25 protein-coding genes and 1 pseudogene are annotated in these 25,284 nt (G+C 69.8%); 17 read left to right on the top strand and 9 right to left on the bottom strand.

Annotated features, from left to right (window positions below):
• Positions 1 to 225: 225 nt before the first annotated feature.
• Complete coding sequence (locus tag EV385_RS15240) at positions 226 to 1,170, bottom strand: endonuclease/exonuclease/phosphatase family protein (protein ID WP_207229834.1); 945 nt, start codon at positions 1,168 to 1,170, stop codon at positions 226 to 228.
• Positions 1,171 to 1,397: 227 nt separating this feature from the next.
• Positions 1,398 to 1,607, bottom strand: coding sequence for a DNA-binding protein (locus EV385_RS15245; RefSeq protein WP_242624902.1), 210 nt, complete (start codon positions 1,605 to 1,607; stop codon positions 1,398 to 1,400).
• Positions 1,608 to 2,058: 451 nt separating this feature from the next.
• Here EV385_RS15245 and EV385_RS15250 point away from each other — a divergent pair, with 451 nt between their 5' ends.
• Positions 2,059 to 2,307, top strand: coding sequence for a GntR family transcriptional regulator (locus tag EV385_RS15250; RefSeq protein ID WP_130510063.1), 249 nt, complete (start codon positions 2,059 to 2,061; stop codon positions 2,305 to 2,307).
• A 319-nt stretch (positions 2,308 to 2,626) separates the two neighbouring features.
• On the opposite strand, the gene EV385_RS15260 is transcribed toward EV385_RS15250, so the two are convergent.
• Genes EV385_RS15260 through EV385_RS15275 form a run of 4 tightly spaced genes read right to left on the bottom strand, consistent with a single transcriptional unit; the run spans position 2,627 to position 5,713 of the window.
• Positions 2,627 to 3,493 (bottom strand): oxygenase MpaB family protein, encoded by an 867-nt coding sequence (locus EV385_RS15260; RefSeq protein ID WP_130510064.1) that lies wholly within the window; start codon positions 3,491 to 3,493, stop codon positions 2,627 to 2,629.
• A 5-nt stretch (positions 3,494 to 3,498) separates the two neighbouring features.
• Positions 3,499 to 4,707, bottom strand: coding sequence for an MAB_1171c family putative transporter (locus tag EV385_RS15265; protein ID WP_130510065.1), 1,209 nt, complete (start codon positions 4,705 to 4,707; stop codon positions 3,499 to 3,501).
• Between the two features lie 6 nt (positions 4,708 to 4,713).
• Positions 4,714 to 5,217, bottom strand: a complete 504-nt coding sequence (locus EV385_RS15270; protein WP_130510066.1) for a hypothetical protein — start codon at positions 5,215 to 5,217, stop codon at positions 4,714 to 4,716.
• Positions 5,218 to 5,266: 49 nt separating this feature from the next.
• Positions 5,267 to 5,713: a helix-turn-helix domain-containing protein gene (locus EV385_RS15275; RefSeq protein WP_130510067.1), complete on the bottom strand. Its 447-nt coding sequence runs from the start codon at positions 5,711 to 5,713 to the stop codon at positions 5,267 to 5,269.
• Positions 5,714 to 6,380: 667 nt separating this feature from the next.
• Here EV385_RS15275 and EV385_RS15280 point away from each other — a divergent pair.
• From EV385_RS15280 to EV385_RS15355, 16 genes and pseudogenes are all read left to right on the top strand, one after another.
• A complete protein-coding gene (locus tag EV385_RS15280; protein ID WP_130510068.1) occupies positions 6,381 to 6,605 on the top strand; it encodes a hypothetical protein in 225 nt (74 codons plus the stop codon).
• 245 nt (positions 6,606 to 6,850) lie between these two features.
• Positions 6,851 to 7,405 carry a hypothetical protein gene (locus EV385_RS15285; protein WP_242624903.1) on the top strand — a complete coding sequence of 185 codons (555 nt, stop codon included), beginning with the start codon at positions 6,851 to 6,853 and terminating at the stop codon, positions 7,403 to 7,405.
• A complete protein-coding gene (locus EV385_RS15290) occupies positions 7,396 to 8,322 on the top strand; it encodes a hypothetical protein (protein ID WP_207229835.1) in 927 nt (308 codons plus the stop codon). Before EV385_RS15285 ends, EV385_RS15290 begins: the two co-directional genes overlap by 10 nt.
• A gap of 348 nt (positions 8,323 to 8,670) precedes the next feature.
• On the top strand, positions 8,671 to 9,375 hold the full coding sequence (locus EV385_RS15295) for an SAF domain-containing protein (RefSeq protein ID WP_130510069.1): 705 nt from the start codon (positions 8,671 to 8,673) through the stop codon (positions 9,373 to 9,375).
• A gap of 83 nt (positions 9,376 to 9,458) precedes the next feature.
• Positions 9,459 to 10,130, top strand: a complete 672-nt coding sequence (locus tag EV385_RS15300) for a CpaE/TadZ family protein (RefSeq protein ID WP_130513335.1) — start codon at positions 9,459 to 9,461, stop codon at positions 10,128 to 10,130.
• Entirely contained in the window at positions 10,127 to 11,482 is a 1,356-nt protein-coding gene (locus EV385_RS15305; protein WP_130510070.1) for a TadA family conjugal transfer-associated ATPase, read from the top strand. Before EV385_RS15300 ends, EV385_RS15305 begins: the two co-directional genes overlap by 4 nt.
• Before the next feature lie 2 nt (positions 11,483 to 11,484).
• Entirely contained in the window at positions 11,485 to 12,360 is an 876-nt protein-coding gene (locus tag EV385_RS15310; RefSeq protein ID WP_130513336.1) for a type II secretion system F family protein, read from the top strand.
• Positions 12,357 to 13,229, top strand: coding sequence for a type II secretion system F family protein (locus EV385_RS15315; protein ID WP_130510071.1), 873 nt, complete (start codon positions 12,357 to 12,359; stop codon positions 13,227 to 13,229). Before EV385_RS15310 ends, EV385_RS15315 begins: the two co-directional genes overlap by 4 nt.
• 148 nt (positions 13,230 to 13,377) lie before the next feature.
• Positions 13,378 to 13,593, top strand: coding sequence for a hypothetical protein (locus EV385_RS15320; RefSeq protein ID WP_130510072.1), 216 nt, complete (start codon positions 13,378 to 13,380; stop codon positions 13,591 to 13,593).
• Between the two features lie 111 nt (positions 13,594 to 13,704).
• Entirely contained in the window at positions 13,705 to 14,106 is a 402-nt protein-coding gene (locus EV385_RS15325; protein ID WP_130510073.1) for a TadE family protein, read from the top strand.
• Positions 14,107 to 14,129: 23 nt separating this feature from the next.
• A complete protein-coding gene (locus tag EV385_RS15330; RefSeq protein WP_242624905.1) occupies positions 14,130 to 14,555 on the top strand; it encodes a TadE/TadG family type IV pilus assembly protein in 426 nt (141 codons plus the stop codon).
• A 107-nt stretch (positions 14,556 to 14,662) separates the two neighbouring features.
• Positions 14,663 to 15,052, top strand: coding sequence for a pilus assembly protein TadG-related protein (locus EV385_RS15335; protein WP_242624906.1), 390 nt, complete (start codon positions 14,663 to 14,665; stop codon positions 15,050 to 15,052).
• Between the two features lie 29 nt (positions 15,053 to 15,081).
• Positions 15,082 to 18,333 carry a BTAD domain-containing putative transcriptional regulator gene (locus EV385_RS15340; protein WP_130510076.1) on the top strand — a complete coding sequence of 1,084 codons (3,252 nt, stop codon included), beginning with the start codon at positions 15,082 to 15,084 and terminating at the stop codon, positions 18,331 to 18,333.
• On the top strand, positions 18,330 to 19,451 hold the full coding sequence (locus tag EV385_RS15345) for a DUF2637 domain-containing protein (protein ID WP_130510077.1): 1,122 nt from the start codon (positions 18,330 to 18,332) through the stop codon (positions 19,449 to 19,451). The genes EV385_RS15340 and EV385_RS15345 overlap by 4 nt, the downstream gene beginning before the upstream one ends.
• Positions 19,448 to 20,110, top strand: coding sequence for an A24 family peptidase (locus tag EV385_RS15350; protein ID WP_130510078.1), 663 nt, complete (start codon positions 19,448 to 19,450; stop codon positions 20,108 to 20,110). Before EV385_RS15345 ends, EV385_RS15350 begins: the two co-directional genes overlap by 4 nt.
• A 30-nt stretch (positions 20,111 to 20,140) precedes the next feature.
• Positions 20,141 to 20,389, top strand: a pseudogene (locus EV385_RS15355) (hypothetical protein); the annotation flags it as partial.
• Between the two features lie 41 nt (positions 20,390 to 20,430).
• On the opposite strand, the gene EV385_RS15360 reads toward EV385_RS15355, so the two are convergent.
• The 3 genes from EV385_RS15360 to EV385_RS15370 all read right to left on the bottom strand — a co-directional run bounded on the left by EV385_RS15360 (position 20,431) and on the right by EV385_RS15370 (position 24,996).
• Positions 20,431 to 20,982: a hypothetical protein gene (locus EV385_RS15360; protein WP_130510079.1), complete on the bottom strand. Its 552-nt coding sequence runs from the start codon at positions 20,980 to 20,982 to the stop codon at positions 20,431 to 20,433.
• Between the two features lie 54 nt (positions 20,983 to 21,036).
• Complete coding sequence (locus EV385_RS15365; protein WP_165449489.1) at positions 21,037 to 23,961, bottom strand: DNRLRE domain-containing protein; 2,925 nt, start codon at positions 23,959 to 23,961, stop codon at positions 21,037 to 21,039.
• 438 nt (positions 23,962 to 24,399) lie between these two features.
• On the bottom strand, positions 24,400 to 24,996 hold the full coding sequence (locus EV385_RS15370; RefSeq protein ID WP_130510081.1) for an NUDIX hydrolase: 597 nt from the start codon (positions 24,994 to 24,996) through the stop codon (positions 24,400 to 24,402).
• Between the last annotated feature and the right edge of the window lie 288 nt (positions 24,997 to 25,284).

Genomic DNA, 25,284 nt, shown 5'->3' on the forward strand with positions numbered 1-25,284 from the left:
AATCACTAGCTCGTCCGTGACCGCGCCCACAAACCCGCAACCGCCATCACCACGCCGGCCCGGTCCAAGTCGACTGCGCGTGCGGACACCACCGCGTGCGGCCAGCCAGTCAGATCCGCTCCCTCGGACAGCGCATCGACGTCACCAGCCGTCGTTGGGCGATCATCACGGCGTTCTCCTTGGCAGCCATGCCACCGCGTTGGGTCGATCACCAGCCGGTAGTGCTCAGAGGTTCGTGAACGTCGCGAGGACCGGTGCGTGATCCGACGCCGGGGCATCACGGCGCGCCGCCGGGTCGCTGGGGTCGATCGACGCCAGCGGCGTGCCGATGATCGCGCGGGCGGTGACCGTGGACAGCGGTGCGACGAGGGCGTGGGACACGAGGATGTGGTCGATGAGTTCTTTGCGCCCGCTATTGATCCGGGAGTAGTCCTGGCCTGGGGGCATGAGCGGGGCGAGGTTCCACATCCGCTGGTGGTCGCCGCGGTCGGGCTGGTCGAAGCCGCGGGTGCCGATCTCGGAGCCGGGCGGGCCGAGCAGCAGTTGGGTGGTGGCCGCCTGCGGGGTGTCGTTGAGGTCCCCGGTCAGGATCACCGCAGGGCTGCCCGTCCCATTCAGGGCGTCCGTGAGGGCCGCACGCAGGGCGGCGGCTTCGCCGGCGCGGCGGGTCAGGGCGTAGGCGGCGTAGCGGGCTCGTTCGTCCTCGTCGCGGGGGTTGAACCGGCCGCCGGGGAAGGTCAGAAGCTTCGATTTCAGGTGGGTGGTGATCAGCCGTACCGGGACACCGGCATCGGTGGTCACGGTGATCGCGACCGCTCCCCGGCCCATCTGCCCCAATGTGGTGCCCTGATCGTCGCACTGCACGGGGCGCAGCAGCGCCGGGAACGCGGTGATCTCGGCGGGGTCACTGATGGGACGACGGCTCAGCCAGGCCACCCGGATCCCCCGCACGTCCGGGTGCGTGGAAACCTGGGCCTGCCAGCTGCCGTTCAACAGGGCCACCGCATCGTCCAGGGCGGCCGGGTCCCCGACTTCCTGGACGGCCACCACGTCGGGCGCGTGATCGTTGATCACTGCCGCGAGTCCACGAAGCTTCGCCTCGTACGCCGCCGCAGTGCTTGGCCCGCCCGGTTGGCCGACGCGGAACAGGTTCTCCAGATTCCATGTCATCACCGTGAACATGAGCATCCCCCGAGCTGCCCAGAACCTCAGATGCAGGCGCAGGTCACGCTGCTCCGCCGGTTGCACCCTCCAGTATCGTGAGGGCGCTCGGCGATACGCGCTGTCACCTGAGCGACAGGGCGCACCCGATCGGCTGACGTAGTGCTGAATGGACGCGCGTCGGAGATCTGGTGAGCCGACATCCAGCTCCTGCTGGAGCGAGCCGACCAGCGTCGTCACGCCTCGCTCTCGGAGAGGGGCGCGCGGTGCGTGGCGATCCATCCTTCGACGTCCCGGGCAAGCCAGACCTTGCCTTGTTCCAGGTCGGCGATGGCCTTCGGGAAGTCGACCCGGCTGGTGATCTGATAGGTCCGCTGCCGGCTGATGCCGCCGAGCCGGACCCGAATTTCATGAGCGCCCATCAGATGCAGTCCCACATCTGTCATGCACGAGACTATAGTCGTACGCCAACAGCGAGGGCAACGAACTCGGGACAATCCACAACGTCGCCGCATAGGCCGTGCCGGAAACCAGGTCACCTGGCGCGCTTAGCGGGCGCTCGGGGCGTCCGGGTGCCGATCTACTAGGTAGACGCCCGGCTCTACCTCGGTCATCCCGTTCGATGGATCGGCGGCGAGTTCAGCGAGCAGGGAGAGGCGCCCACCCCGGGCCGTTCGCCTGTGCTTCGGCTCGTCGTTCTGGTCGGTCAGGTTGCGCGTCCGCTCTCCCACACTGGACCCCCTCGTCGAATTTGGCAGCGCGACGGCCGAGCGGGTTGGTAACCGCCCGACCGCCGCGGCATGGCTCATGCTAGCCATCTTGTCTACCCTAGTCTACCTACGTATCGCATCGTATCTGCCGATAGGGGTACGTGACCACTCGCCTACCGTCCCGCGCATGACGACCCGCCCGATCCGCCACGACGGCCCAACGCCGGTCTATCTGCAGATCGCCGACTACATCGCCGCGGACATCGCGAGTGGCGCACTCGCGCCGGGCGACCGCATTCCGACCGAGACGGACATGCACGGCGAGTGGGGCGTCGCCCGCACAACCGCGCGTCGGGCGGTGGCAGAGCTGCGCGAGCGCGAGCTCGTCGTCACGGTTCCGCAGCGCGGCACGTTCGTCGCCGGGTCCGAGGCCTGACGGCGACGGCGTTTGCGGCAAGGCTTTACCGGGCGTGTAGCGCCACGGCAAGGAGCCAGCCTGCCAGGAGTGCAGGTCCCATCGGCATGACGTTGTCGCTGGTGGTTCGGGTCTGGACGACGAAGCCCACGAGGCCTTGGATCACGAGGCCGCGCCGGTCGGAAGCGAGGTGCTGACGCTGGTCGAGCGGCGCGCGGGTGCGCCGTGCCACCACCCTCGCGGTATCCGGAGGCTGCCGTGTGTTGGCGCTGAGTATGCGATGGCGATGACCGGGATGCCTGCGAGGGCGAAGTCGCCTGCGGCGATGACGTTCATGGCCTCACGAAACTGTGGTGCCGTTGCCAGGCCCGAGCGCGGAGAGGTCGTAGCCGTGTGGGTAGGTCTTACCCACGATTCCTTCCGCCAGCCAGCCGCGGCTGCGGGGTGGTGCGCCGTGCCGGAGCCATGCGGCCCGCCCGCCCAATCCGGTGGTTAGGAGCAGCCTGGCCCATCCGGGTGGTGCGGCGAGTTCGGTGGCCTCGCGTAGCGGCGGGTCCAGCAGGGCGCGGATGATGCCGCCGGCCATGGGTGCCAGGGGCCGGGGAAGAGGACCGAGAAGGCCCTCGGTGGCGGCCATCAACTGCGCCGCGGCCGGGGTGTACGCGAAGTGCTTGGCTTCGAAGGCGTCGTAGAAGGACTCGTACTCGTTCCACGTCGGTGGGATGTCGGTGATGTTCATGCGCCTGCCGAGTGTGGTGTAGAAGGTCAGCATGGCGGTGCGTTCGTGGCAGCACAGTGGCCGCCAGCCGTGCTGGTCGATCCATCGGGCAGGTTCGAACAGAAACGTGCCCAGCACGTACCGGTAGTCGTCGTTGCTAATGGTGAAACGCCGGTGGATCTGGTTGAGCCGCCGCGTGGCGGTACGCCCGTCCGGATGGTCGAGACCCTGCTTGACCAGCGTGTACATGAGGATGCCGGTGTCGTCGGCGCGGCGCTCGGTCCGGTGGATGATCTCGCCGGTGCCGGCAAGGACCTCAGCGATCGACGGCACGGCGAAGGTGCGCCAGAACGCCAGCAGTAGCCCCATCCGGGAGTCGAAGGGAAACTCGTACAGCGCGGTGGCCTGGTAGATGGCGTGATAGTCGGCGATGGGGTCACGGCGGCGGATGTCGGCGAGGCGGTCGTAGCGTCCGCGACGGTGCAGCATGATAGTCATCCTTCGTCTGCGGCCCGCACGCTGGCCTCGGGCTGCGGGGCGGGGATTCGGTCGAGGGCCGCGGCGAGCTGCACCAGCCAGGCAATGTCGTCGCCGTGGTTGGGCAGCGCCGGCGCAGGCCCGGTGCCCGGTGGCACCGGTCGGGCGGGTTCAGCGGCGCGGACCCGGTCGGCGGCGGCGCGGATCCGTAGCGCTTCGCGCACGACGTCGACGGGCAGCTGCTGTGCGGCGGCGAGCTGCTCTGCGTCGGGCACTGTGTCCGGCATGTGGGGTGCCAGGGCCAGCCGGCCATCGCGGATCTCGACCAGGCGTCGGTACAGGCGGAAGTCGAGGTCGCCGAGCAGGGCCCAGCCGTAGGTGGGCTGTTCGAGCGCGATGCCGGGAACCGCGTGGTACATCACTTCCCACAGGGGGCGCAGCTGGCGGTACTTGCGCCGCTTGCGCAGCCAGCCGGTAACCGTAGTCAGCTTCGGCCCCCAGGACGGCATGGTCAGCCCGATGGCGATGGGTGGGGAGGCCAGGCAGGCGAACAGCACTCCGAGCTTGCTCAGGTCCGGCAGGTACACCCCGGACCAGGCGAGCACCACGAAGACCGACTTGCAGACGGCGTAGCCGAGAGCGACGCAGGAACCCACCGAGACGATCCGCAGACCGCGCCGCAGCCAGGGGTGGCCGCCGGTGCCGGCGACGTGACGGGCGAACTGATGTCCGCGGACCGCGGTGGCGATCAGGCCGGTGGTGTACATGCTGACGTAGACCAGCAGGAACGCGCCGCCGACGGCGGTGGGGCCGAAGGTCTCGTCGAAGTCGAGCGGGTGCTCGCTGGCCGTGTCGATGTGGAAGAACAGGACGATCATGGCGGCTAGGGCAGCGCCGTACAACGCGAGCAGGGCGGTGCCGGCGCGGCGGGCCTCGCGCGGAGACTTGTGCCAGAGCAGCAGCATGATCGACACCACGATGCCGTAGCCCGCGATGCAGCCGTACACGATCAGCGTGGCCAGGTCCGGTACGCCGGAGACCCGTCCGACGTGCGGGTAGATGAGTGGCGCGGCGACCGTGAATCCGGTGGCGGGCAGGACGATGGACACGGATAGCACCCATAGCGCCGTGTTGCTCGGCTCGCGCCGCAATGCGAAGACCTTGTAGCCTGCCGCGGTCCACGCCGCGACGGCGCAGAACAGGAAGACTGCCGAGGTCGGGTCCATGCGCCGCTATCCGTGTTCCAGCGAGCGGCCGAGCTGCTCGACGACCGGGTCGGAGGTGCGGTCGGGGGCGGGCGCGGCCCAAGGGTGCGCGCGTTGGCCGAGCAGGGAGGCGAGGATCTCGGCCTCCTGTTCCTCGATGGTGCTGTAGGTGGTGCGGCCTAGCATCGTGCGGATCACGGCGGGGTCCAGGTGGCGGAACAGCTGGACGTCGGCGTCGGGGTCGAGGGCCTGAAGCCGGTGTCCGAGCAGCAGATGGGCCAGCTCGTGCAAGACGATGTGGTCGCGCTGCGGCCCGGTGGCCGACGCCGTAACCACGAGGTAGTCCGCCGAGCCCGCGGCCACGCACAGCCCGGATGGTGCGCCGGCTGGCAGAGCGAACGGCAGCAGGACGATCGGGCGGCCCCGCCGCATGCCGAGGTCTCCGAGCAGACCCTCAATATCGAACGGGTCGGGCACGTCGATGCTGCGAGCCAGCTGCTCGCAGCGCCGCCGTACCTGCCGCAGTGACACGTGTGCCTCGCCTCCATGATCGCTAGAGGGTCCATCATTGGACCTGCATTCACGCCTGTCCGCTGTCGACTTCACGACGCTGTTCCAAATCGGCGATCACGCGCAGCAGCTCCGTGATGGCGCCGATCTGCTCCTGGGCCTGAGGGACGACGGACTGGCGTAGGGCCACCGTGCGGGTCCGGACCTGCTGCAGCGCGGCCGCCAGAATCAGTTCGTTGTCCACCTCCGTGGCGACGGCCTCGGAGGTGAAGTACTCGACCGGGACACCGAAGAACCGGGCCAGCCCCTTCAGATGGCTCAGCGTCGGATCGGTGCTGCGGCCCGAGCGCAGATGGCCGATGTAGCCATGGGAGACCGGGTCGCCGGCGGCGGTGACCGCGTCAGCGACCTCCCGTAGGGAGTACAAGGTCCCATCGGGTTTGCGCACCTTGTCGAACAGAGCGTTCAGCCGGTCTGCAATCGACGAGCCGGGCTGCGGCGGAGAACTCTCGTCCATGAGGGCTCCATAGGGGACTGGACGGGGGAACTGTCGAAGCAAGAATACAGCGCGACCGCTCGATGTCTATACGGGTTGACACCATCACCGACTGTGTGCGTATGATCGACGCGCTTCGAGATCGTGGGCACTGTCCGGATTGGTCTCACATGCTGGCTCGCGCCGCGCATGACTGGGGCTAGTGGTGCCCGCCCGTCCACAGTGGTGGCCTGGGCCTGGATCTGGCAGGCGTGGGTCGGCGGCTCGGATGGCGGGGACTGGCAGTACCCCGCGGTCCGGTGGCCGTGCGAACGGGGGGTGCCCGGCCGCCCGGTCACGCCCCGCACGACGTGACATCCCACCGTGACGTCGTGCCGGGTGCTTACCCGCAATAGCACAACCCGAGAACTCGCTCAGATCGACCGGCCGTCGTGGTGCGCCACGTCATGGCAGACGACTCATGTCGCCCAGCCCTGCTGGCGCACCACGGCCTGTGAGCTGTGACATCCGTGGCAGGGAAGTGAGAAAGGAGCTGAGTCCCGGCAAGTCATTACAGGATCATGAAACTCGAGTTGCCAATCATGACCGGCACTCGCTGACTCGAAGTCCCTAGACCTGTCCAACGGAGAACACCGCCGAGCAATCACTGAGTGAACGTCGAGCAGCGGAATGCCATCGGGGAGGGCAGATGCGCAAGAGGATTCACGACATCATCGAGACGCTGCGGGTGCGGATCGCACGGCTGCGCGGGCACCGGGACTCACGCGATGGCATCACTTGGCGCGGCAGCGGACACCGGGGTTCGAGGGATGTCGCCGCTCAGGTGCTGCGGGACGAGAACCGCCGGTTGCAGGGAATCCCCAATCCGCGCCCTGCCGACGTCACGCCCGGGTTCGTACGGTCCCGGTGCTGAGGTCCGGGCCGGGCGATGTCCAGCAACGCTCAGCATCACCGCGATCGCGGCGATACAGGCAGGCGCAGGATCCCTGGGCGATGGTGATGGCTGCGGCGACGCCGCGGAATCCGGTGTCGCACATTGCGGTCTCTACGCGGGGGAGGTCCACACCTGCTTGTGACGTTGATGGTCGGTCCTCAGTAGCCAGTGTAAGAGTCGCGCAGCGGCTTCCTGAAGGGGGCCGTACCCGAGTGGGGGAGGTAATGCCGGTGTTCACCCGTCCGGTTCTGGTTGGTTTCGTCGCCGCTTCTGTCCTGCTCAGCGCGGCGTGCAGCTCCGACAATCCGAAAGTCGCGCCGGCCACCCAGCAGCCGTCACCGTCGGCGTTGCCGAGCCTCGGACCAAATGCCGCCGCCGAGCGCGATGCATTGATCGCTTACCGCGGCATGTGGAGTGCTGTCGTGGAGGCGGCGAAAACATCCGACCCCGAAGCACCAGGTGTGCGCAAGTACGCCATGGACCAAGCACTGAGATTGATCACCAGCTCCCTCTACACCGACCGCGAGCAGGGCAAGGTCACGAAAGGCGATCTGGTTTTGAACCCCAAGGTAACCGGCGCCAAGCCCGCCCAGGCACCCAACGAGGTGACGGTCCTGGACTGCGTCGACTCCACGAAGTGGCTGAAGTACAAGACAACGGGCGGCCTGGCGGACGACAAGCCAGGCGGCAAGCACCGGACCACCGCAACGGTGAAGCTCACCGGCAACACGTGGAAGGTCAGCTCTTTCCTCTTGGAGGAGTCAGGGACATGCAGCTAGGACACCGAACGCATCTGCTGCTGGCGCTCCTCGTCGGCCTGCTTGTCGCGGGGACACTGGCGCCAGCGGCGAGAGCCGATGACGGCACCGGCGGTATGCAATGCAGCAAGCAAGACCCGCGACCAGCCTGCGACATCCATGCGGGCACGCCGGGGCGGCCCGGCAAAGGAGGCAGCGAGGGCGGCAGCGGCGGTCAAGGTGGTGACGGCAAGTGCCGTGATCCCCAAGGCAAGGAGATCCCGTGCCAGCGGGATGGAGGTTGGGCTGGCACGGATGGTTGCTACTACAAGCCAGCCGATCTGTCGCCGACCATGATCGAGAACCTCGGCGGTCAGCCCTCCGAGGAGGGCGGCTGGTACCAGAAGGTCTGCTACGGCCCGGACGGGCCGGCCACAACCGGTTTCGGTGGTCCGGTATGGATCCCGGGCGCGCCGCCTGCGGTATCGCCAGAGATCCTCGCGCGGCAGGCGCGGGCGAAGCTGCGGCTGCCCGAGGTGACGATCTGGATGAACCCGCCCGGTGACCAGCTCGTCAATCTGCCAGTCTGGCTGGCCCTCGATAAGGCGTCGTGGAAGACACAGTCGGCCACAGCCTCAGTGCCGGGGGTGAGCGTGACCGCGACCGCACGGCCGGTGACGGCGGCCTGGTCGATGGGCGAAGGCTCCACTCGGGCCTGTGACGGGCCAGGTACGGCGTGGAAGCCGGGCACCGATCCGAAAGCGGCGTCGCCGGACTGCGGCTACGTCTACCGACGTTCCTCGGCAGGCGCTGCGGGCGGCGCCTACACGGTGTCCGTGACGGTGACGTGGGAGGTGACCTGGGCGGGGGCGGGTCAGACCGGCACGGTGCCGGGGCTGAGCACGACTGGTCACGTGCAGACCCGAGTGCAGGAGTCCCAGGCGGTCATCAGCCGCTAAACAGCAAGCAAAATCCATCAGTAGAAGCGCCCAGTTGGGGAGGACGTTGGTCATGGCGCTAGGTTCCGTGCGCCCAAAATCAGGGCTGGAAGATCGCCCCGCGGTTCCCACACCGCGTGCGGGCCGGGGACCGTGGCGGGCGGCCCGCCGCCGCAAGCTGCCGTTCGTCGCGCTGCCGGAGCTGACCGGTGCGGGGCGGAGCCCGATCAGCGGTCAGCAAGATCAAACGAGACAGGCGGCCAAGCACCCCTCGCCATGCATGGCAGCCAGCATGGAAGCCGTACCTGCCTCGTCTGCGTCAGCCCGCACGAGTACCAGCCACGGGCCTGCAATGGAAAGTAGGGCGGCATGAGCGTCAGGACCGACCGTTCCCTTCCCCCGGCCGCGGCCCGCGGGGCGAGCTCACCCCCGCCCGCCGCGCTGCCGGTCACGCGCCGCTCGGGTCGACGCTCAGGCAGGAGGATCGCCGCTGGAGTGCTGATCGTGATCGCGACGGTGGTCGTGTTCTGGCAGGTGGATCTGCGCCAGCACGCCGACGAGGCGTTCCTGTCCACGGCCCGCCCGATCGCCGCAGGCAAACCCATCACCGACAGCGACCTCACCGTTGTCCGCGTCGCGAACACGTCCGGTCTGGCGCTGATCGCGGCGAGCAGCCGCAGCCAGGTCGTGGGCCGTACCGCTGCCGCGCCGATCCCGCAGGGAGTACTGCTGACCGCTGCGCAGGTCGGACCCGCTGCGTGGCCGCCTAGCGGGCAGGCCGTCATCGCGCTGGCCGTCAAGCCCGGCCGGGCGCCCGCCGAACTGACCGCCGGCGCCACCGTCGTCGTGCTCGTGGTGCCGAGCAACGCCGGCCAGAACACCGCCTCCGGCAACGGCGCCGCGAAGAACACTGACGGCACCCGGCGGGCGGTAGCCACCGTCGTGTCCGTGTCGACAGGAGCCGACCAGGTCGGCACCCGGCTCGTGACCCTGTTGCTCGCCGCCGACAGCGCCGAGACGATCGCCTCGGCCAGCGGCGACGCGTCGCTCGTCCAGATCGGAGCCCCGCGGTGAACGCAGACATGCAGAGCGAACCGCTTGTGATCGGGGTCGGGACTGTGTCCGGGGCACCCGGGGCGTCCTGCACGGCCCTCGGGATGGCCGCGCTGTGGCCGCAGCATCCCGCGCTGGCGGTCGAGGCAGATCCCTGCGGCGGTGTGCTCGCCGCCCGCTTCGGGCTGTCGCAGGGACCCGGCCTGAACCGCCTGGCCGCCGCGGCCCGCCACGGCGCCCCGGTCATCGGCGCCGCCCTGTTCGTTCAGCAGCTGCCGCTGGGGTTCAACGTGATCGCCGGACCCGGCGACGCCCGCGAGGCGGCCAGCGCCGTCGCCGTCCTGGCCGCACATCCGGAGGCGGCGGTGCGACACCTGGCCCCCGTCGTGGTCCTCGACCTCGGACGCCTCTACGTCGATAGTCCCGCCCTCCGGCTGCTCCCGGCTGCGGACGCGGTCGTGCTCGTCACCCACCCGAGCGACGAGCACCTCAATCACCTGTTCACCCGTCTGCCTGACCTGCAGCGCGCGGCACGTCCTGGTGTGATCGGCCTCGCGGTGACCGGCAAGAGCCGCTACTCGCCGCCGGAGATCGCCGACCAACTGGGCGCCCCGGTCTGGGCGGAGCTACCGCACGACCGGTGGGGTGCGGGCGCCCTGACCGGCCGGATGACCGGCCGGGCATGGGTGCGGACCCGCCTCGGTCAGGCCCTCAAGGTCCTCGCCGGGCAGCTCGCTGCGGCACCGCAACCGACTGAGTTGAGGACGGTGTCATGACCGTCACCCCGAACGTCGTCGACGCCGTGAACGGCCACGGTGCCAGCCAGGGTGCCGGCCGAGGTGGCGAGCGCGTGCCGGCACCGTTGGACGTCGTCGCCCGGCTGCGTGCCGCCATCAGCGACAAGCTCGCCGCCGCGGGAACGATGAGCGACACCGAACGCGACCAGGCGATCGCGTTGTTCATCGCCCAGGAGATCGACACCAACGCCCGCGCCGATATCAGCCAGGGACGAGCGCCGCTGTCGCCGCACGTCGAGGCCGCGGTGGCCCGCGCGCTGCGGGACTCGTTCACCGGGTTGGGCGCCCTGCAGCGCCTGGTCGACGACCCCCACGTGGAGGACATCTTCGTCAACGGCTGCGACAACGTGTGGGTACGCACCATCGACAACCAGCGCCTTCGGGCCGCCCCGGTCGCCGCCAGCGACGACGACCTGATCGATCTGATCCAGATCGCCGCCGCCCGCAGCGGTCAGGAGGAACGCCGCTTCGACCGCGGCAGCCCGTCACTGTCGCTGCGGCTTCCCGGCGGCCAGCGGCTGTTCGCGGTGATGGCGGTCGCGAAGCGCCCCAGCCTCTCGATCCGCCGCAACACTCTCAACCGGGTCACGCTCGATGACCTGCTCGAGCGCGGCGAGCTCAGCCCGGCACTGCGGGCGCTGATCGCCGCCATGGTCCGATCCCGCAAGAACATCGTCTTCTGCGGCGGGACGGGAATCGGGAAGACCACCCTGCTGCGGGCCGCCGCTTACGAGATCGATCCCCTGGAGCGGATCGTCACCGTCGAAGACGCCTTCGAACTGGGCCTCGACGAGGACCTCGACGCGCACCCGAACGCGACCGCGTTGCAGCAGCGCGAACCGAACTTGGAAGGTGTCGGCGGCATCGACATGGCCACCATGGTCAAGTGGGGGCTGCGGATGCGTCCCGACCGGGTCATCGTCGGCGAAGCCCGCGGCGCGGAGGCCCTGCAGATGCTGTTCGCGATGTCGCAGGGCAACGACGGGTCGATGTGCACGATCCACGCGAGCAATGCGAAGCAGGCACTGCTGCGCCTGGGCATGTATGTGATGGCCGCCCCGGAGAGGCTCACGTTCGACGCCGCGAACATGCTCATCGGCCAGGCCGTCGACTTCGTCGTCTTCCTCGACGTCGCCACCGACGGCACCCGCGTCGTCTCCTCCGTGCTGCAGGTTCTGGAGACCACCGGTGAGCAGGTCCCCTCCAACGAGATCTACCGGCCGGGCCCGGACCGGCGTGCGAGACCCGGCTCACCCATGCGCACCGACACCCTCGACGACCTCGTCGCGGCCGGCTTCGACCCGAGCTTGCTGCACCAGGACCGGTGGTGAGCATGCAGCTGACGCCGATCCTGCTCGGGCTGGTCTGCGCCGCCGGGCTCACCCTGATCCTCGACGGGCTGCGCCGCCGACCCGCCGGGCCGGCCCCGGCCCGGCACCGGCCGGGGTTCACCGCGGCGGATCGCACTCGGGCGCTGCTCGCCGCCGCGGCTGGCGTCGGTGCGGCCCTGGCTACCCGCTGGCCGGTCGCGGCGATCCTCACCGCCGCCGCGGTGTGGGCGTTGCCGCGGATCCTGGGTCCCGACCGTGAGTCGCGGCAGGACCTGGCCCGCATCGAGGCGATCGCGACCTGGGCCGAACTGCTGCGCGACACCCTGTCCTCGGCGGCCGGGCTCGAGCAGGCCATCGCCGCCACCGCCCCGGTCACCCCGCTGCCGATCCGGGCTCACGTCCAAACCCTGGCCGCGGCGCCGCGAGCGGGAATCCGGCTGACGGACGCCCTGCGGGTATTCGCCCGCGACCTGGCCGATCCCACCGGCGACCTCGTGGTCCGCGCGCTGCTGCAGGCCGCCGGCTACCACGGCGGTCAGCTGACCGACTGCCTGAGCAGCCTCGCCAGTACCGCCCGCGAGCAGGCGTCCATCCGGATGCGCGTCACCACGAAACGGGCCGCGACCCGCACCACCGCCCGCATGATCACCGGCACCACCGTGGCCATGATCCTCGGTCTGCTGGTGCTCAACCGTGGCTTCCTCGCCCCGTACGGCACCGTCACCGGGCAGATCGTCCTGCTCGCCGTGGGCGGGATCTTCACCGCGGGTTTCGTGTGGATGGCCCGCACGTCCCGCATCCAGCAGCCGCCCCGCATCCTCGCCAATGCAAATCCGGGCGGTTCGGTCATCGTCGCCGCGACCGGGAGGCTCGCATGAATACCTCTGCGCTGATCGTCGGCGGCGTCGCCGGTCTCGGCCTGCTCCTGATCGTCGCCGGCCTGGTCCCGGCGCGGCCGACCCTGGCCGAAACCCTGGCCGGGTTGCATCGCCCACCCGCCCCCCTCGACCCACCGACCACGACACGCACCCGCGCCCTGTCGGCGCCGTTGCGGGCGTTCGGCCTGCCCTCGGCGCGGACCCGCACCGACCTGGCCGTACTCGAACGTTCGGTAGCCATACACCTGGCCGACCAGATGCTCGCCGTGATCGCCGGACTCATCCTGCCCCCGCTCGCCGTCGCCGTCCTGACCGACGCCAGCAGCACCTTCGGCCCCACCACACCGTTGTGGGTGTCCCTGGCCGGCGCGGCGGGCGGCTGGTGGCTGGCCGAATCCACCGTGCACGCCGAGGCGACACGCCGTCGCGCCGAGTTGCGGCACGCCCTGTCCGCCGTCCTCGACCTGGTCGTCATCTCCCTGGCCGGCGGCGCCGGACTCGAACAGGCGCTCGACGACGCCTGCACCGACACCAACGGCTGGGCAGCCGCCCGCCTCCACCACGCCGTGGCCACCTCCCGCCTACTGCGGGTTCCCCCGTGGCGCACCCTCGGCCAACTCGGCGAAGACACCGGCGTCGTCGAGCTGCAAGAACTCGCCGCGACGATGAACCTCGCCGGCGCCGAAGGCGCCCGCATCCGCACCTCGCTGACCGCCCGCGCCGCGACGCTGCGCGCCCACCAGGGCACCGCGCAGGAAACCCAGGCGAACTCCGCCACCGAACGCATGGCCCTGCCCGTGATGCTGCTCGCCCTCGCCTACATGACCTTCCTGCTCTATCCCGCCATCGCCGCCATCAGCCGCTTCTGACAGAGGCCGAACGACCCGTACGGCCCTTCATCTCCGGACCCAACATCGACGACCGGCGCAGCCACGACTGCGCGGGGGAGTACCACGCTGCCCGAAATGCTCACCTGCCGGACCGCCACCCGGCACCCACGGAGGAAGGAACCCGATGATGAACCGCCACCGTCTGATGACCACGCTGATCCTGCTGCGGACGACACTGACCGGCCGGCTGCACACGCTGCGCGAATCCGACGAGCGCGGCAGTGAGACCACGGAGAAGGTCCTCTGGATCTCTGCGGTCATCGCCGCCGTGCTGATCGTCTACCCGATCCTCACCGGCAAACTGTCGGACTGGTTCAACGCTCTCACCTTCGGCGGCATGTGAGCGCTCATGCCGTCCTCCCGACAGTCCGAGATCCGCAGAGCTGGTCGTGTCCCCCCGCCGGACACGACCGGTCTGCGGGCACCTCGTGGGTGGGCCCGGGTGCGCGCCCGCATGTCCGGCGACCGAGGATCCGTCACCGCCGAGATGGTCGTCGCGTGGCCGCTGCTACTGCTGGTCTTCGCCCTCGGCATGCAGGTCGGCATGTGGGCGTTGGGACAACTCGGAGCGCAGCACGCCGCCAACCATGCCCTGCAGACCACCCGGGTGCTCGACGGTACCGCCGCCGCCGGGCGAGGCGACGCCACCGCGGTCCTGCAGCAGCTCGCCGGAGCCTTCATCGACGACCCGACCGTGACCGTGACCCGCAGCGCCGACACCGCGACCGTCACCATCCGGGGCCATGCCCCCGCACTGTTCGGCGTCCGCATCCCCATTCAGACCAGTGTCAGCGCCCCCACCGAGCGGTTCCGGCCGCAGACCCTCGCCGTCGCCCCGTTTGGAGCCCCGCGATGAGCGGCCCGCGGTGGCGCCGGGTAATGCGCGGGCGGCTGTCCGGCGACCGCGGCTCCGTCTTCGTCGAGGTCGCGCTCGGCTATGTGCCGATCATGGTGCTGACGGTGGTGGCCGTGATCGCCGTCGCCCGCATCGTGTCGGCCCAGATGGACGTCAACTCGGCCGCCGCCGCGGCGGCCCGGCAGGCATCACTGGCCTACACGCCGGGCGCCGCCGCAGCGGGCGCCGAGGACGCCGCCGCCGCGACGCTGACTGGCCGCACCCTGACCTGCCGTCCCCGCGCCGTCCGCGTCAACGCAGGGTCGATGGCCCCCGGCGGCCAGGTCACCGTCACCGTCGATTGCACCGTCGCCCTGCGGGATCTCTTCGGCGTGGGAATGCCCGGTGCGATGACGGTGACCGGTGAAGCCACCCAGCCGCTCGATACCTATCGGGGGACACCGCCATGAGACCGCCGACCACAGTGCCCGTTGCGGCAGCGTCGCCCGCGCCCGCGCTGCCGTGGACCGCCCGGCTGCGGCGCCGACGCGGCAGGTTACGCGCTGACGACCGCGGCATGATCACCCCCTGGACCGTCGTCGGCACGCTCATGGTGATCCTGCTCGCCGGACTCGTCCTCGACGCCGGCATGGCCATGGCCGACCAGGTCCGCCTCTACGATCGGGCCCAGGCCGCCGCCCGCGCCGGCGCCCGCGAGATCGACCTCGCCACCTACCGCAACACGGGTGTCGTCCAACTCGACCCCGACGCCGCCGTCGGCGCGGCTCAACGCTTCCTCGCCCGATCCGGCACCACCGGAACCGCCACCGCCACCACCGCGGCCGTCACGGTCACGGTCACCGGCGTCCGGCGGACCCAACTGCTGTACCTGATCGGCGTCACCACGATCCCCCTTGACGCCACCGCCGCCGCCACCGCGGCCACCGGAGTCACCAACGCCACCTGACCAGACCACCCCGTCGGAAGAAGCCCACCGTGCTCGCGTCGCTCACCTCCACCCTGCGCCGGCTCACCGGCGCGACGGTGCTGGCGCTGCTATTCGCCGCGCCGCCCTGGGCCCTGCTGCACTACCTCGACCGGCCCTGGCCCGCCCACCCGCCCTCCTGGGCCGACATCAGCACCCTGCTCACCTCGCCGATGACCGACCGCACCCTCGGCGCCCTGCTCACCGCGATGCTGTGGCTCGCCTGGGCCTCGTTCGCGTGGTCCACACTCGCCGAACTCGCCGCAGCCCTCACCGGAATACGACTGCCCCAACCCCGCGCCCTCGCCCCCGCACGAGGGCTGGCCGCCCTGCTCGTCGCGCTCATCACCGGCGGCATGCTCGCCACCGCCGCACAGGCCGCCCCCGGCCTGTCCCCGCCGGCCCAGGCAGCCCCCGCCACCGCGACCGAGCACCAAGCTGTGGAACACCGCGCCCAGGTCCCGACCGTCGTGCAGCCCGTCCGGGCCGTACCGGCGGGAGTGGGGCCGGCCGCCGAACAATGGCCGGCTGACCGTCAGCACACCGAAGCCCGTGAACCCCACGCGACGCGGGCTGGCATCCCTCGCGGCCGGTTGACACTCGTGGCCGCCGGCCGCGCGTACACCTACACCGTCCAACGCGGCGACACCCTCTCCGAGATCGCCAGGCAGTGGCTCGGCGACGCCAACCGGTGGCCCGAGATCTACGCGCTGAACCGCGGCACCCACTTCGCCGACGTCGGCGGCACGCTCAGGAACCCGAACCTCATCTACCCAGGCTGGACGCTGCGATTGCCCGACGACGCCACCGCACCCCACGGCGCAGACGTCCGTAGCGGCCCACCGAAACAAGCGCATCCGAAGCCCGATCCGCCGCACCCCACCGCGACCAGCCCGTCGCCGACCACCCCCGCGACGCCCACCGCCGCGACGGCGTCCGCTGCGACCGGATCCGTTCCGACGACCCCGCCCGCGGCCACCGACCTGGCACCGGGCGACGGAACCGCCCCGGCGACGCCACCCAACGCAACCGCCAATCCGCGGGCCTCCACCCCCACCACCGCAACCGAACCGAGCGCCAACCCCACCGACGCGCCCGCCGCCGACCGCGGCAGCCCTCGCGGGGTCTCCCTGCTCTCGGGCAGCTGGATCGACCTCGGACTCGGCCTCGCGATCGCCGCCGCCGCAGCCCTCGTCTGGGCGCACCGACGTCGCCGCTACACCCCCCGACCGCTCGGGACACCCTCACACGCCGACGACCTCGACCTCGCCCCCCAGCCACCCGTCGTCACCCAGATCCGCCGCGGCCTCCGCAAACCAGCCCCCCGCCCGACCGACGCCGACGCGTTGTTCCCGGACCGGGACGACGATGACCCCGCCGACGGTCCCGGCCGCGGCGCTACGAGCGCCGACTCGGCCCCCCGCATCGGCGAGCTTGACACGTCCGAAGTCGACACCGGCGACGTCCCCGACGTGGCCGGCGCGCAATACGGCGCGCCAGCGCCGGTCCCCGTTGTACCGGCCCTGGCCCACCCCCTCGCCGCGGTATGGCCGCCCGCCGGAGCCGGCCTGGTCGGGCCGGGCGCCGCCGCAGCAGCCCGCGGATTCTTCGTCGCCGGCCTCGCCGGCGGCGGCCTCGACCACCCCGACGCCCGCACCTGGGTCGTCATGGCCTCCGCCACCGCCGCCACCCTGCTCGGCGCCGCCGCCGTCACCCTGCCGAACACCCCGAGGCTGACCGTCACCGCCGGCCTCGACGAAGCCCTCGACCTGCTCGAAACCCAAACCCTGCACCGCACCCGACTGGTCTACCAACACGAAGTCGACGACGTCGCCGCCCTGCGCACCGCCGACCCCTACGAAGAACCACTGCCACCGATCCTGCTGATCGCCGACACCACCGGCCGCCACGAACGCACCCGCGTCGCGGCCCTACTCGCCCAAGGACAACGCCTCGACATCCACGGCGTCATCCTCGGCGACTGGCCCGACGGCGACACCATCGACGTCGCCACCGACGGCACCACCCGCCCCGCCGACGGCGACGCCACCCGACACGGCACCCACCCCGCCGACGTCGGACGCCTCACCGTCATCGACCCCACCGAGGCCGCCGACCTCATCACCACCCTCGCCGAATCCCACACCGGACGACCTCAGCCACCGGCCCCCACCGATCCCCACCCCGCGACGTCAGCCTCCGACCCCGCCCGCGACAACGCGGCCTCCGCCGCCACCGAAGCGACCCGCGAGGCCACCCCGGCGAGCGCGCCTTCCAGCAATCACTACCCCGCCGAACCCACCGAGGTTGGGACGCTCGAGCAGACGCAGGGCGCGGGTGCCGCTGACGACGAAACAGAGCCGGCGTTGCCCGCGCCGAGCGAGCCGGTTGCATCAGTAGGCCGCGAGGCCGCCACACCGGCCACCGACCACCCGCCGGCTGACCCTGCCGCCGACATCGCCGGCGGCGCAGAGACCACCGTGGTATTGCCGGGCAGGGCCGACGTGACCGTCCTCGGCGGCGCCGCGATCGTCGACGCCGACCCCCAACGGGCACCTCGCCCCAAATCCCTGGAACTGCTGGTCTACCTGGCCGCCAACGGCGGCAGCGCCACCGTCGACGCCATCCTCGAGGATCTGCTGCCCGATGCCCCCACGAGCAAGGCCGGGCACCGGCTGCACACCTACGTCTCCGACCTGCGCGGCGTCCTGCGCCACAACGGCGGCCCGGGCGAGTACGTCACCCATCCACGGCTGCGCTACCTGCTCAACCCCGCCACCGTTCGGGTCGACCTGTGGCAGATGCGCGCCGCGATCACCGAGGCCGCCACCGCCGATCCGGTCGAGCGGATCGCCGCGCTGCGTCGCGCCGTCACCGCCTACCGCGGCGCGCTCGCCGAGGGCTACGACTACCTGTGGATCGAGCCCTACCGCGAGGCCGTCCGCCGGCAGGCTCTCGACGCCACCACCGCCCTGGTCGACGCCCTCACCGACCAACCCGAAGAACAACTGGCCATCCTCACCCCCGCGATCGGGCTGCACCCCTACGCCGAGAACCTCTACCAGGCCGCGATGCGCGCCCACGCCCGGCTCGGCCACCTCGACGACATCCGCGCGCTGCGCCGCGCCGTCACGACCGCCGCCGCCGAACTCGACGTCGAACCCGGCGACGACACCCTCGCGCTGGCCGACACACTCGTCGCCGACCTGCAAACCCGCCATCGCCGAGTGCCGCTGCAGCCAGGACCCGGAGGTGCCACATGACCGCCACGATGCTCAACGGCACGCGGCCGGCCCACCACGCCGACGTCCCACAGCAGCCGCCGGCCGTGCCTGCGGCCGCCGTTGCCGTTCCCGCCCAGGCGGTTCGGCGCCAGGGCGTCCGCGACGAGACGAAGCGGTGGGGACGGCTGCGCTGGGCAGTACGCGTCGCGCTCGTCGTCGGTGTCGCCGCGTCCGTCGCGGCGAACATGCTGCACGCGCTGCCCAACCCGATCAGTCAGGCCATCGCCGCCTGGCCGCCACTCGCTCTGCTGCTCACCGTTGAACTGATCTCCCGCGTGCCCGTCTACCGCCGGTCCCTGGCAGCCGTCCGGCTGCTCGCGACCACCGTCATCGCCGGGATCGCCGCCTGGGTGTCCTACTGGCACATGACCGCGGTCGCCGCCCGATACGGCGAAACCGGCGCCTCGCCGTACCTGCTGCCGCTGTCCGTCGACGGCCTCATTGTCGTGGCCAGCATCTGCCTCGTCGAGCTCTCCGGCCGTATCGAAACCGCCGACCACAATCCACCCGCGGCACACGAACTTGGACCCATCACACCCCCGCAACCGACAGACGCACCACCAGCACCGCCCACGGCAAGCCTCCCGATGGAACCGACGGCAGCCGCGGCGGCCTCCGACATTCCAAGGCCGGCCGCCCCGGAGCCGAGAATCGGCCGGAATGCCGCCGCCCACAGCGACCTGTCGCCCGCCGACACCGCGGGCCAGGCAGCCCGGACCGCACTGCCGAACCAGGCCGGCGAGTCCACCAAGGGCGGCGACACCACCACGCCCGAGGTGGCCGGCGCCCCACCCGCGGAGGGTCCGCCGGCAGGTGGCGGGATCACCGCTGACGGCGGTTCTGACATCCCGGCCGACGGGCCCGGCGGACCAGCCGATCCGCCACCACACGAGGATGCTGACCGCGACGTCGTCCCCACCGACACCGCCGCCGCGGTCGCCTACTGGCTGCGGCGCGACCCGACCATGCACCCCGATGACATCGCCGCCCGCGTCGGCAGGTCCAGCCGGCAGGTCCGCCGCTACATGGCGCCCGTCGCACCCGGCGACCGGCGTCGTGTCAACGGCGAGCGACGAAGACTTCCGACCGACACATGACACCCGACTTCGTGATCACCGGTGCAGTGTCCGGGGCGCTGGCCGCGGGGTTCGTGCCCCATACCGCCGGCGTTTGGATCGCCGACCGGCCACGAAGTCCCCGGACCCAGTGGCTCGGCGGACTGCTGGCCGGCGGCTGCACCACACTGGTGGCTGCAGTACTGTCGTGGCGGCATCCACCCCACGGGTCCCGCGAGATGCTTCTGCTGGCGGCCTGGATGGTGTTCACCATCGTCGGCATGTCGTTGGCGTGGATCGACGTCGTGATTCAGCGTTTACCTACCCGCCTGATCGGCGGTGCCGCGGCTGCCATAGCAGTACTGCTGTGCCTTGCGGCGGCCCTAGCCGGGCAGCCAGCCCAGTTGCTTACCCCGGTGCTGGCCGCCACCATCCTGGGCGGCGGCTACACCGCGCTGGTCGCCGTCGGCGCCAGCCGGATGGGCATGGGCGACGTACGCCTCGCGGCCCTGACCGGGCTCCCACTCGGCACCCTGGGATGGGAAGCGGTCATCCTCGGTGCAGCCCTGCCCTTCCTACTAGCTCTACCCTTCGCCATCGTCGCCGCGACCCGAGCGCGCCTCACAGGCGTCAACAAGCCGCTACCTTTCGGACCTTTCCTCATAACGGCAACGATCTTCGCCAGCCTGGTCACAAGGTAGGTCGCCGCCCACGCAGGTGGCTAGGTTGGACGTGTACGCCGCGAACTCGGCTCGGTCACCGTGGTCGCCGACTCCATGCAGACCATGCTCTGCACGTACCTGTCCGCGATCGTGCTGGTCGGGCTGCTGCTCAATGCCACGCTCGGCTGGTGGTGGGCCGACCCGGTTGCCGCGTTGGTGATCGCCGCTGTCGCCGTCCGCGAAGGCGTGGAGGCATGGCGCGGCGAGCAGTGCGAGGACTGCGCTCTACCCGCCGCAGAAAGTGGCGCCGACGGCTGTGGATGTGGTCCTGGCTGGCATCACCTGCCGAACCAAAGCTCTCAGACCCACTCCTCAAACGTGACTCCATCGGGCTCGTCAGTCGTGGAGGAGACGTTTGCGGCTGCTTGCATGCTGTGGAGCACCTCGTCGCCATAGCGGTCGACGCTGCGGTAGCTTGTGGCTTCCGCGGCCGGGGCCGGCCATACCTCGATCAGGTAGTACTCGAACGGGGTGGTTGCCGTGCCATCGATGTCGGTGTCACGCCCGAGGGCGTAGGCGCGTACCCGGTACGTTCCGCGTCCGTTGATGCTGAGAACCGGTAGGTCGGGCAGGTTCTCGAAGGAGCGGACCGCGAGCCGACCTTGCGGCGAGTCGACTGACACCTCCGCGATGGATTCCCAATCCCGGCTGTCGTCGAGCTGAGCCGGCGGCGCCGGTGACGTCCTGACCTGGACGTGAACCTGCCCCGTGTGGATGCCTGTATAGAGGAGTGCCCCTCCAGGATAAGGGTGGATCAATCCATTGGTCGGGGAAGGCAGATCGGCAGGCCAGTCGCGGTCACCGTCGACGAGGCCGAAGGTGTGGTAGGTGACGAACAGATCGCTTTCCATGAGTCCTCCTCGGGGGTGGGACCCGCCCGGAGAACGGGCGGGTCCCTCTTTCGGTCAGGAGATTCGCACGCGGTACTTGTCAGACTTGAGGATGCGGTTCTGGGAGTAGAACGTCTGCAGGGCGCGACCGCCCTTGGAGTTCTGCTCGCCATTGATCATGCATCGGCTGAATCCTCTGGAACCCGTCACGTTGGTGGGAGTGCCGGAGATCGCGCACCAGGAGAACGTCCTGGCTGATCCCCCTCCCGTTGAGCCGCCCTGGTAGGAGCTCGCGAACGGGTATTCGTCGCAGGTCTTGCCGGATGGCCGGGTCAGGCTCGATGGGCATGAGGCCCTGCGGTTCGCTGCGATGGATCTGTCGCTCGTCAGGCGTGTCAGCGGAGTTCCGGAGGGATACTTCCCTGGCAGCTGCGAGTTCTGCGCGTCGTAGATGTGCCGCGCGAGTTCCCGGAAGTTGCCAGTCCGCGAATAGGTGAACGTGGGTACCACCGACGGAACGACACACCCCACGCTCGTCGGGTAGCCCTTGAGTTGTTGGTCGCACCGAACTCTCTCGCTGGCATCGATGATGCTCGGGCTCGCGTCCACGTCACCAAGGCTCATTCGATACGCCCAGGTTGCCGTCATCGTCGATGATTTGCCCCTGGCCACGTTGGATTTGATCGTGGCTACGCCATCGACCTTGTTGGCGACGCTCAGCGCGGACGCGGGAAGGCGCCATTTCACCGTGCAGTTGGTGGAACATTTCGCACCCCGGCCGGCAAGTCCGATCTTGAGGCCCAGGGTGTCGCCGCGCCGAGCGTAGACCGAGATGCTGACCTGAGAAACCCAGGTCCGACTGTTCCGCTTGGTGTAAAGATAGTTGTACTCCCACCACGATGCCTGGCCGAGCCAGGTCCTCGTGCCGTTGCGCAGCATGTAGAAGTCCTGGTCCCAGGTCCGTGACCGGCAGGCGCTGTAGCGGGTTCGCAGCCACGAGAAGTTGTAGGCGCGCGCCCGGTCGTAACAGATGTCGGGCATCTGCTTGGGCTTCGGAATGCCCGAGCCCGCCATGGTGTGCATGGGCTCGACGGTCAGGTCCCCCCGCGTTCCGTCCTCGATGGGAGCGCCGTCGCGCATGGCGTCCAGCGCTCGCATTGACGCACCGGGGTTTTCGGCGTCGCTGCGCTGGATACCAGCGGCCGTGCCTGGCCGCAGACAGCTGTACTGATCCTTCGTGATCGCGCTGCACGTCTCTTCGCCGGGGGCGTCGGCTGTGGCGGCACGGACCTGACCCGTCGAGTCGTCGGCAGATTCATCGCCCTCCTCGACGTCTTGCAGCTGCGGGTCAGCCTGGAGTTCCTCGTAGGACTCCTCGGTCGCCAACGGCGTTCTGGTACCGAGCGCGTACCGGATACCGACGCCTCCCGAGTCTGCCGCCTCGGGGTCCTCGATGAGCGACTGGGCCGCCTCTTCGTCGGGATTGATCTCCGCCACGTTGGAGCCGTCCGTGGCGGGCACGTCGGGCTCCTGCGTCCACTCAGCCTCCGCGGGCGGTACCGGCGCGTACACCACCCGGGCGTAGGGTACGTGGCTCGCGTCGGCATTGTTGCGAGACGAGAACTGCTTCCATTGGTTGACGTCCGTCTCGTCGCCCGCGCGGATACCCATGTGCGCCCGCTCGGCCCTGTCCATCGCAGCGCGCTGGAAGAAGCTCTTTGCGTCGATGGATACCCAGTCTCCGCTGCACGAGGTCTGCGTGGAGCTTGCCTCCTTGTACAGCCAGCGGGGCTGGTCGTCCCATCCCACCCCTTCCGCCGCGGGGTTCGTGGTCCAGATTTCCCAGGGAGCTGGCGCACATACGTGGGCGTAGGAGTTGAAGAAGTATGCGGTCGCCTCGGTGATCTCCATGCCGCGCAACTGTGTGGTGTCCCAGTCGACCAGAGCGCGCGCGGCTTGTGTGCTGCTCAGGGCTCCGAGGAAGATCGAGTCCGCATCGTTCCATCCGGTCTCGTACCCCTGCACCACGGTGGTGCTTCCGGGCGTCAGCAGACGATCGATTTGCGGATCCAGGGTCACCGGATAGGTCGTGGCGGGGTCCGTCAGCCACCCCTGGTCGGGAGACATTCGCACGCTGACCGTCGTGCTGGAAGCGGCCGCGAGGCTCCTCGTTGCCCGGCCTGCCACGGCGGGGGCCGGCGCGGCGATGATCTTCAACTCGGTTGCGCGGGCGGCGACGGGACGGTTCGCAGGGCCATCGGCGTCCCACATGACCGGTGCCGGTATTGCTGCGAGGGGAGTGCCATGCTTGTCCCGCACGCGGAGGTGCCCGCGTTCATCCTTGTCGATCGACGCGACGTGGGAACCCGTCAGCGGGATCGAGAGATCACGCACGCGAGCTGCAGCGGCGGGCGACTTCACCACAACGTACTGTTCGAACCCCGTCGCGGTGGCGTCCACGATGAGGTCGACCCCCGGCATCGCCTCCGGGTATGTGGCACGATTACCTGCCAGCTGCGGCGCCGGCAACGCCCCGTTCCAACCCATGGCCAACTGGTCTGCGCCAGTGCCAACAGTCGCAAGGAACCCGGACCCCTCCTTTCGCTCACCGGAGAGCCGCAAGGAGTCGGGATGCGCCTTCGGCGCAACAGAACCATCCGGCTGCCGTGCCAGGGTGAGATCTACCGGCACCCATGAGCCGTCGCGGCGGAACCGCACAATCCCCGCCGCGATCTCCCCCTCCACCCGACCGTCAGAGGTTGCGAAGAACTCCGCATTGCTGGTCGTCGCGTCCGAGATGCGCACGCGCTGCCCAGTCTGCCGCGCCGAGGCAAGGGCAGAAGCCAGATCGGCTCGCGCCAAAGGCGCGTCACCAGCTGCCTGCGCACCAGACGAAGGTACCGCTGCCGCCGTGCTCAACACGACGGTGGCCAGTGTCGTCAGCGACATCAGTCGGCCCAGCCGCCTCCGCGCCGGGCCCGTTGTGGACTCTTCCCTCATCAACCCTCCCCCAAGTTGATCAACAAAGACGATCACCTTATGGGACCTCGTGGGAGGCCGGGCATCGGGGTCCATCACTGGACCTGCAGAGCCTGTACGGGGCCCTCCACCACCATCGCGTCGAGCCCCCGACGACGCCGCAGCGCTGCTGCCGGCTCCGGCCACATCCACTGACGGTGGCCAACATCCGGGTCTGTAAAGGCTCCTTGGTCAAGAACTGACTGCGGTGTCGGCTCGGAGAGCTTGGTAGATGACATCAGAGGCGTCGTTTCAGGACGTGAAGGGCCTTGAGCCCGCCGTCGCTACCGGGCCTTTCGGCGAGTGATCAAGTCTTTGGCGGGCTGGTGACAGCGGGCCTGGGTCATCGCGTCGGCGTACGGGTTGAAGTCCCAGGCTGAGTACGCGTCGATTTCCAGAGTTAATGAGTACGGGGGTCGGCTATTGGCCTTGCTTTGTAGTTACGTTCAGTTCGTCGACCAGCCCGCCCCGGTCGAGGGCGGCCAGGAAGCGGAAGAGGTGCGGGTCGAAGCGGCCCGGATCAGCCGCCGCCAGCTCGTCACGGGTCCACCAGCGGACGGCGTGGAACTCGCCGGCGTCTGGGCGCAGTTCCTCGTCGCCGGTACAGGCCAGGACGTACCAGAGGCTGACGTCCGTGTGGCCGTGGTCCTGCCCGACCGTGCGCGTGACGGTCAGAAAAATCGGCGACCGCGAAAGACCCCTATCGCCCAGACCAAGCTCTTCCTGGATCTCCCGCCGCGCGGTCAGCGCGGGGTCCTCATCGACCTCGACGTGACCACCCGGCGGGAGCCACAGCCCGGCGTTGACGTGGTCGACGAGCAGGATTCGCCCGTCCGCGGCGACCGGCACCACGTAGGACACCAGGTGCTGCGGCGGGGACGTCGGCTTTACCCGGCGGAACACATCGTCTGTGCTCGCCAGCCAGGCCAGCGCTGACGCGCGATGCTCGGCGCCGAGCTCGTCGACCGGTGAGAACCGGGACACGAGGTCGTGGACGACCGCTACGGACTTGCGCATCCGGGAATGCTGTCACGAGCGCCGCGGCGCCGTAGAGCCGGCGAGCGCCCTGGCTACTCTCGGCAATCTCACCGATCTTGAACAGCTATGGAAACGAGTCCGTACCAACTCGGGACGAAATCCGTACGCACCTCGGGATCTCAGTCCGTACCCCGACATCGCGACGCGATGCAGAGTGGCGTTGAGCTGGCGGTTGCCGGTTCGGCTGAGCCGGTGGCGAGCTCGGTTGGATTACCACACCGGCCTTTCGTCCGGGCGCGTTACGGATCGCTGCTCCGGACGGCGTTT

The sequence above is a fragment of the Krasilnikovia cinnamomea genome, from assembly GCF_004217545.1.
In the GTDB taxonomy this organism is placed as follows: Bacteria; Actinomycetota; Actinomycetes; order Mycobacteriales; family Micromonosporaceae; genus Actinoplanes; species Actinoplanes cinnamomeus.

Coding starts and splice junctions, on each gene's coding strand:
- EV385_RS15240 (WP_207229834.1), bottom strand. CDS start 1,170: ATGACATGGAATCTGGAGAACCTGTTCCGCGTCGGCCAACCGGGCGGG.
- EV385_RS15245 (WP_242624902.1), bottom strand. CDS start 1,607: ATGACAGATGTGGGACTGCATCTGATGGGCGCTCATGAAATTCGGGTC.
- EV385_RS15250 (WP_130510063.1), top strand. CDS start 2,059: ATGACGACCCGCCCGATCCGCCACGACGGCCCAACGCCGGTCTATCTG.
- EV385_RS15260 (WP_130510064.1), bottom strand. CDS start 3,493: ATGCTGCACCGTCGCGGACGCTACGACCGCCTCGCCGACATCCGCCGC.
- EV385_RS15265 (WP_130510065.1), bottom strand. CDS start 4,707: ATGGACCCGACCTCGGCAGTCTTCCTGTTCTGCGCCGTCGCGGCGTGG.
- EV385_RS15275 (WP_130510067.1), bottom strand. CDS start 5,713: ATGGACGAGAGTTCTCCGCCGCAGCCCGGCTCGTCGATTGCAGACCGG.
- EV385_RS15280 (WP_130510068.1), top strand. CDS start 6,381: ATGCGCAAGAGGATTCACGACATCATCGAGACGCTGCGGGTGCGGATC.
- EV385_RS15285 (WP_242624903.1), top strand. CDS start 6,851: ATGCCGGTGTTCACCCGTCCGGTTCTGGTTGGTTTCGTCGCCGCTTCT.
- EV385_RS15290 (WP_207229835.1), top strand. CDS start 7,396: ATGCAGCTAGGACACCGAACGCATCTGCTGCTGGCGCTCCTCGTCGGC.
- EV385_RS15295 (WP_130510069.1), top strand. CDS start 8,671: ATGAGCGTCAGGACCGACCGTTCCCTTCCCCCGGCCGCGGCCCGCGGG.
- EV385_RS15300 (WP_130513335.1), top strand. CDS start 9,459: ATGGCCGCGCTGTGGCCGCAGCATCCCGCGCTGGCGGTCGAGGCAGAT.
- EV385_RS15305 (WP_130510070.1), top strand. CDS start 10,127: ATGACCGTCACCCCGAACGTCGTCGACGCCGTGAACGGCCACGGTGCC.
- EV385_RS15310 (WP_130513336.1), top strand. CDS start 11,485: ATGCAGCTGACGCCGATCCTGCTCGGGCTGGTCTGCGCCGCCGGGCTC.
- EV385_RS15315 (WP_130510071.1), top strand. CDS start 12,357: ATGAATACCTCTGCGCTGATCGTCGGCGGCGTCGCCGGTCTCGGCCTG.
- EV385_RS15320 (WP_130510072.1), top strand. CDS start 13,378: ATGAACCGCCACCGTCTGATGACCACGCTGATCCTGCTGCGGACGACA.
- EV385_RS15325 (WP_130510073.1), top strand. CDS start 13,705: ATGTCCGGCGACCGAGGATCCGTCACCGCCGAGATGGTCGTCGCGTGG.
- EV385_RS15330 (WP_242624905.1), top strand. CDS start 14,130: ATGCGCGGGCGGCTGTCCGGCGACCGCGGCTCCGTCTTCGTCGAGGTC.
- EV385_RS15335 (WP_242624906.1), top strand. CDS start 14,663: ATGATCACCCCCTGGACCGTCGTCGGCACGCTCATGGTGATCCTGCTC.
- EV385_RS15345 (WP_130510077.1), top strand. CDS start 18,330: ATGACCGCCACGATGCTCAACGGCACGCGGCCGGCCCACCACGCCGAC.
- EV385_RS15350 (WP_130510078.1), top strand. CDS start 19,448: ATGACACCCGACTTCGTGATCACCGGTGCAGTGTCCGGGGCGCTGGCC.
- EV385_RS15360 (WP_130510079.1), bottom strand. CDS start 20,982: ATGGAAAGCGATCTGTTCGTCACCTACCACACCTTCGGCCTCGTCGAC.
- EV385_RS15365 (WP_165449489.1), bottom strand. CDS start 23,961: ATGAGGGAAGAGTCCACAACGGGCCCGGCGCGGAGGCGGCTGGGCCGA.
- EV385_RS15370 (WP_130510081.1), bottom strand. CDS start 24,996: ATGCGCAAGTCCGTAGCGGTCGTCCACGACCTCGTGTCCCGGTTCTCA.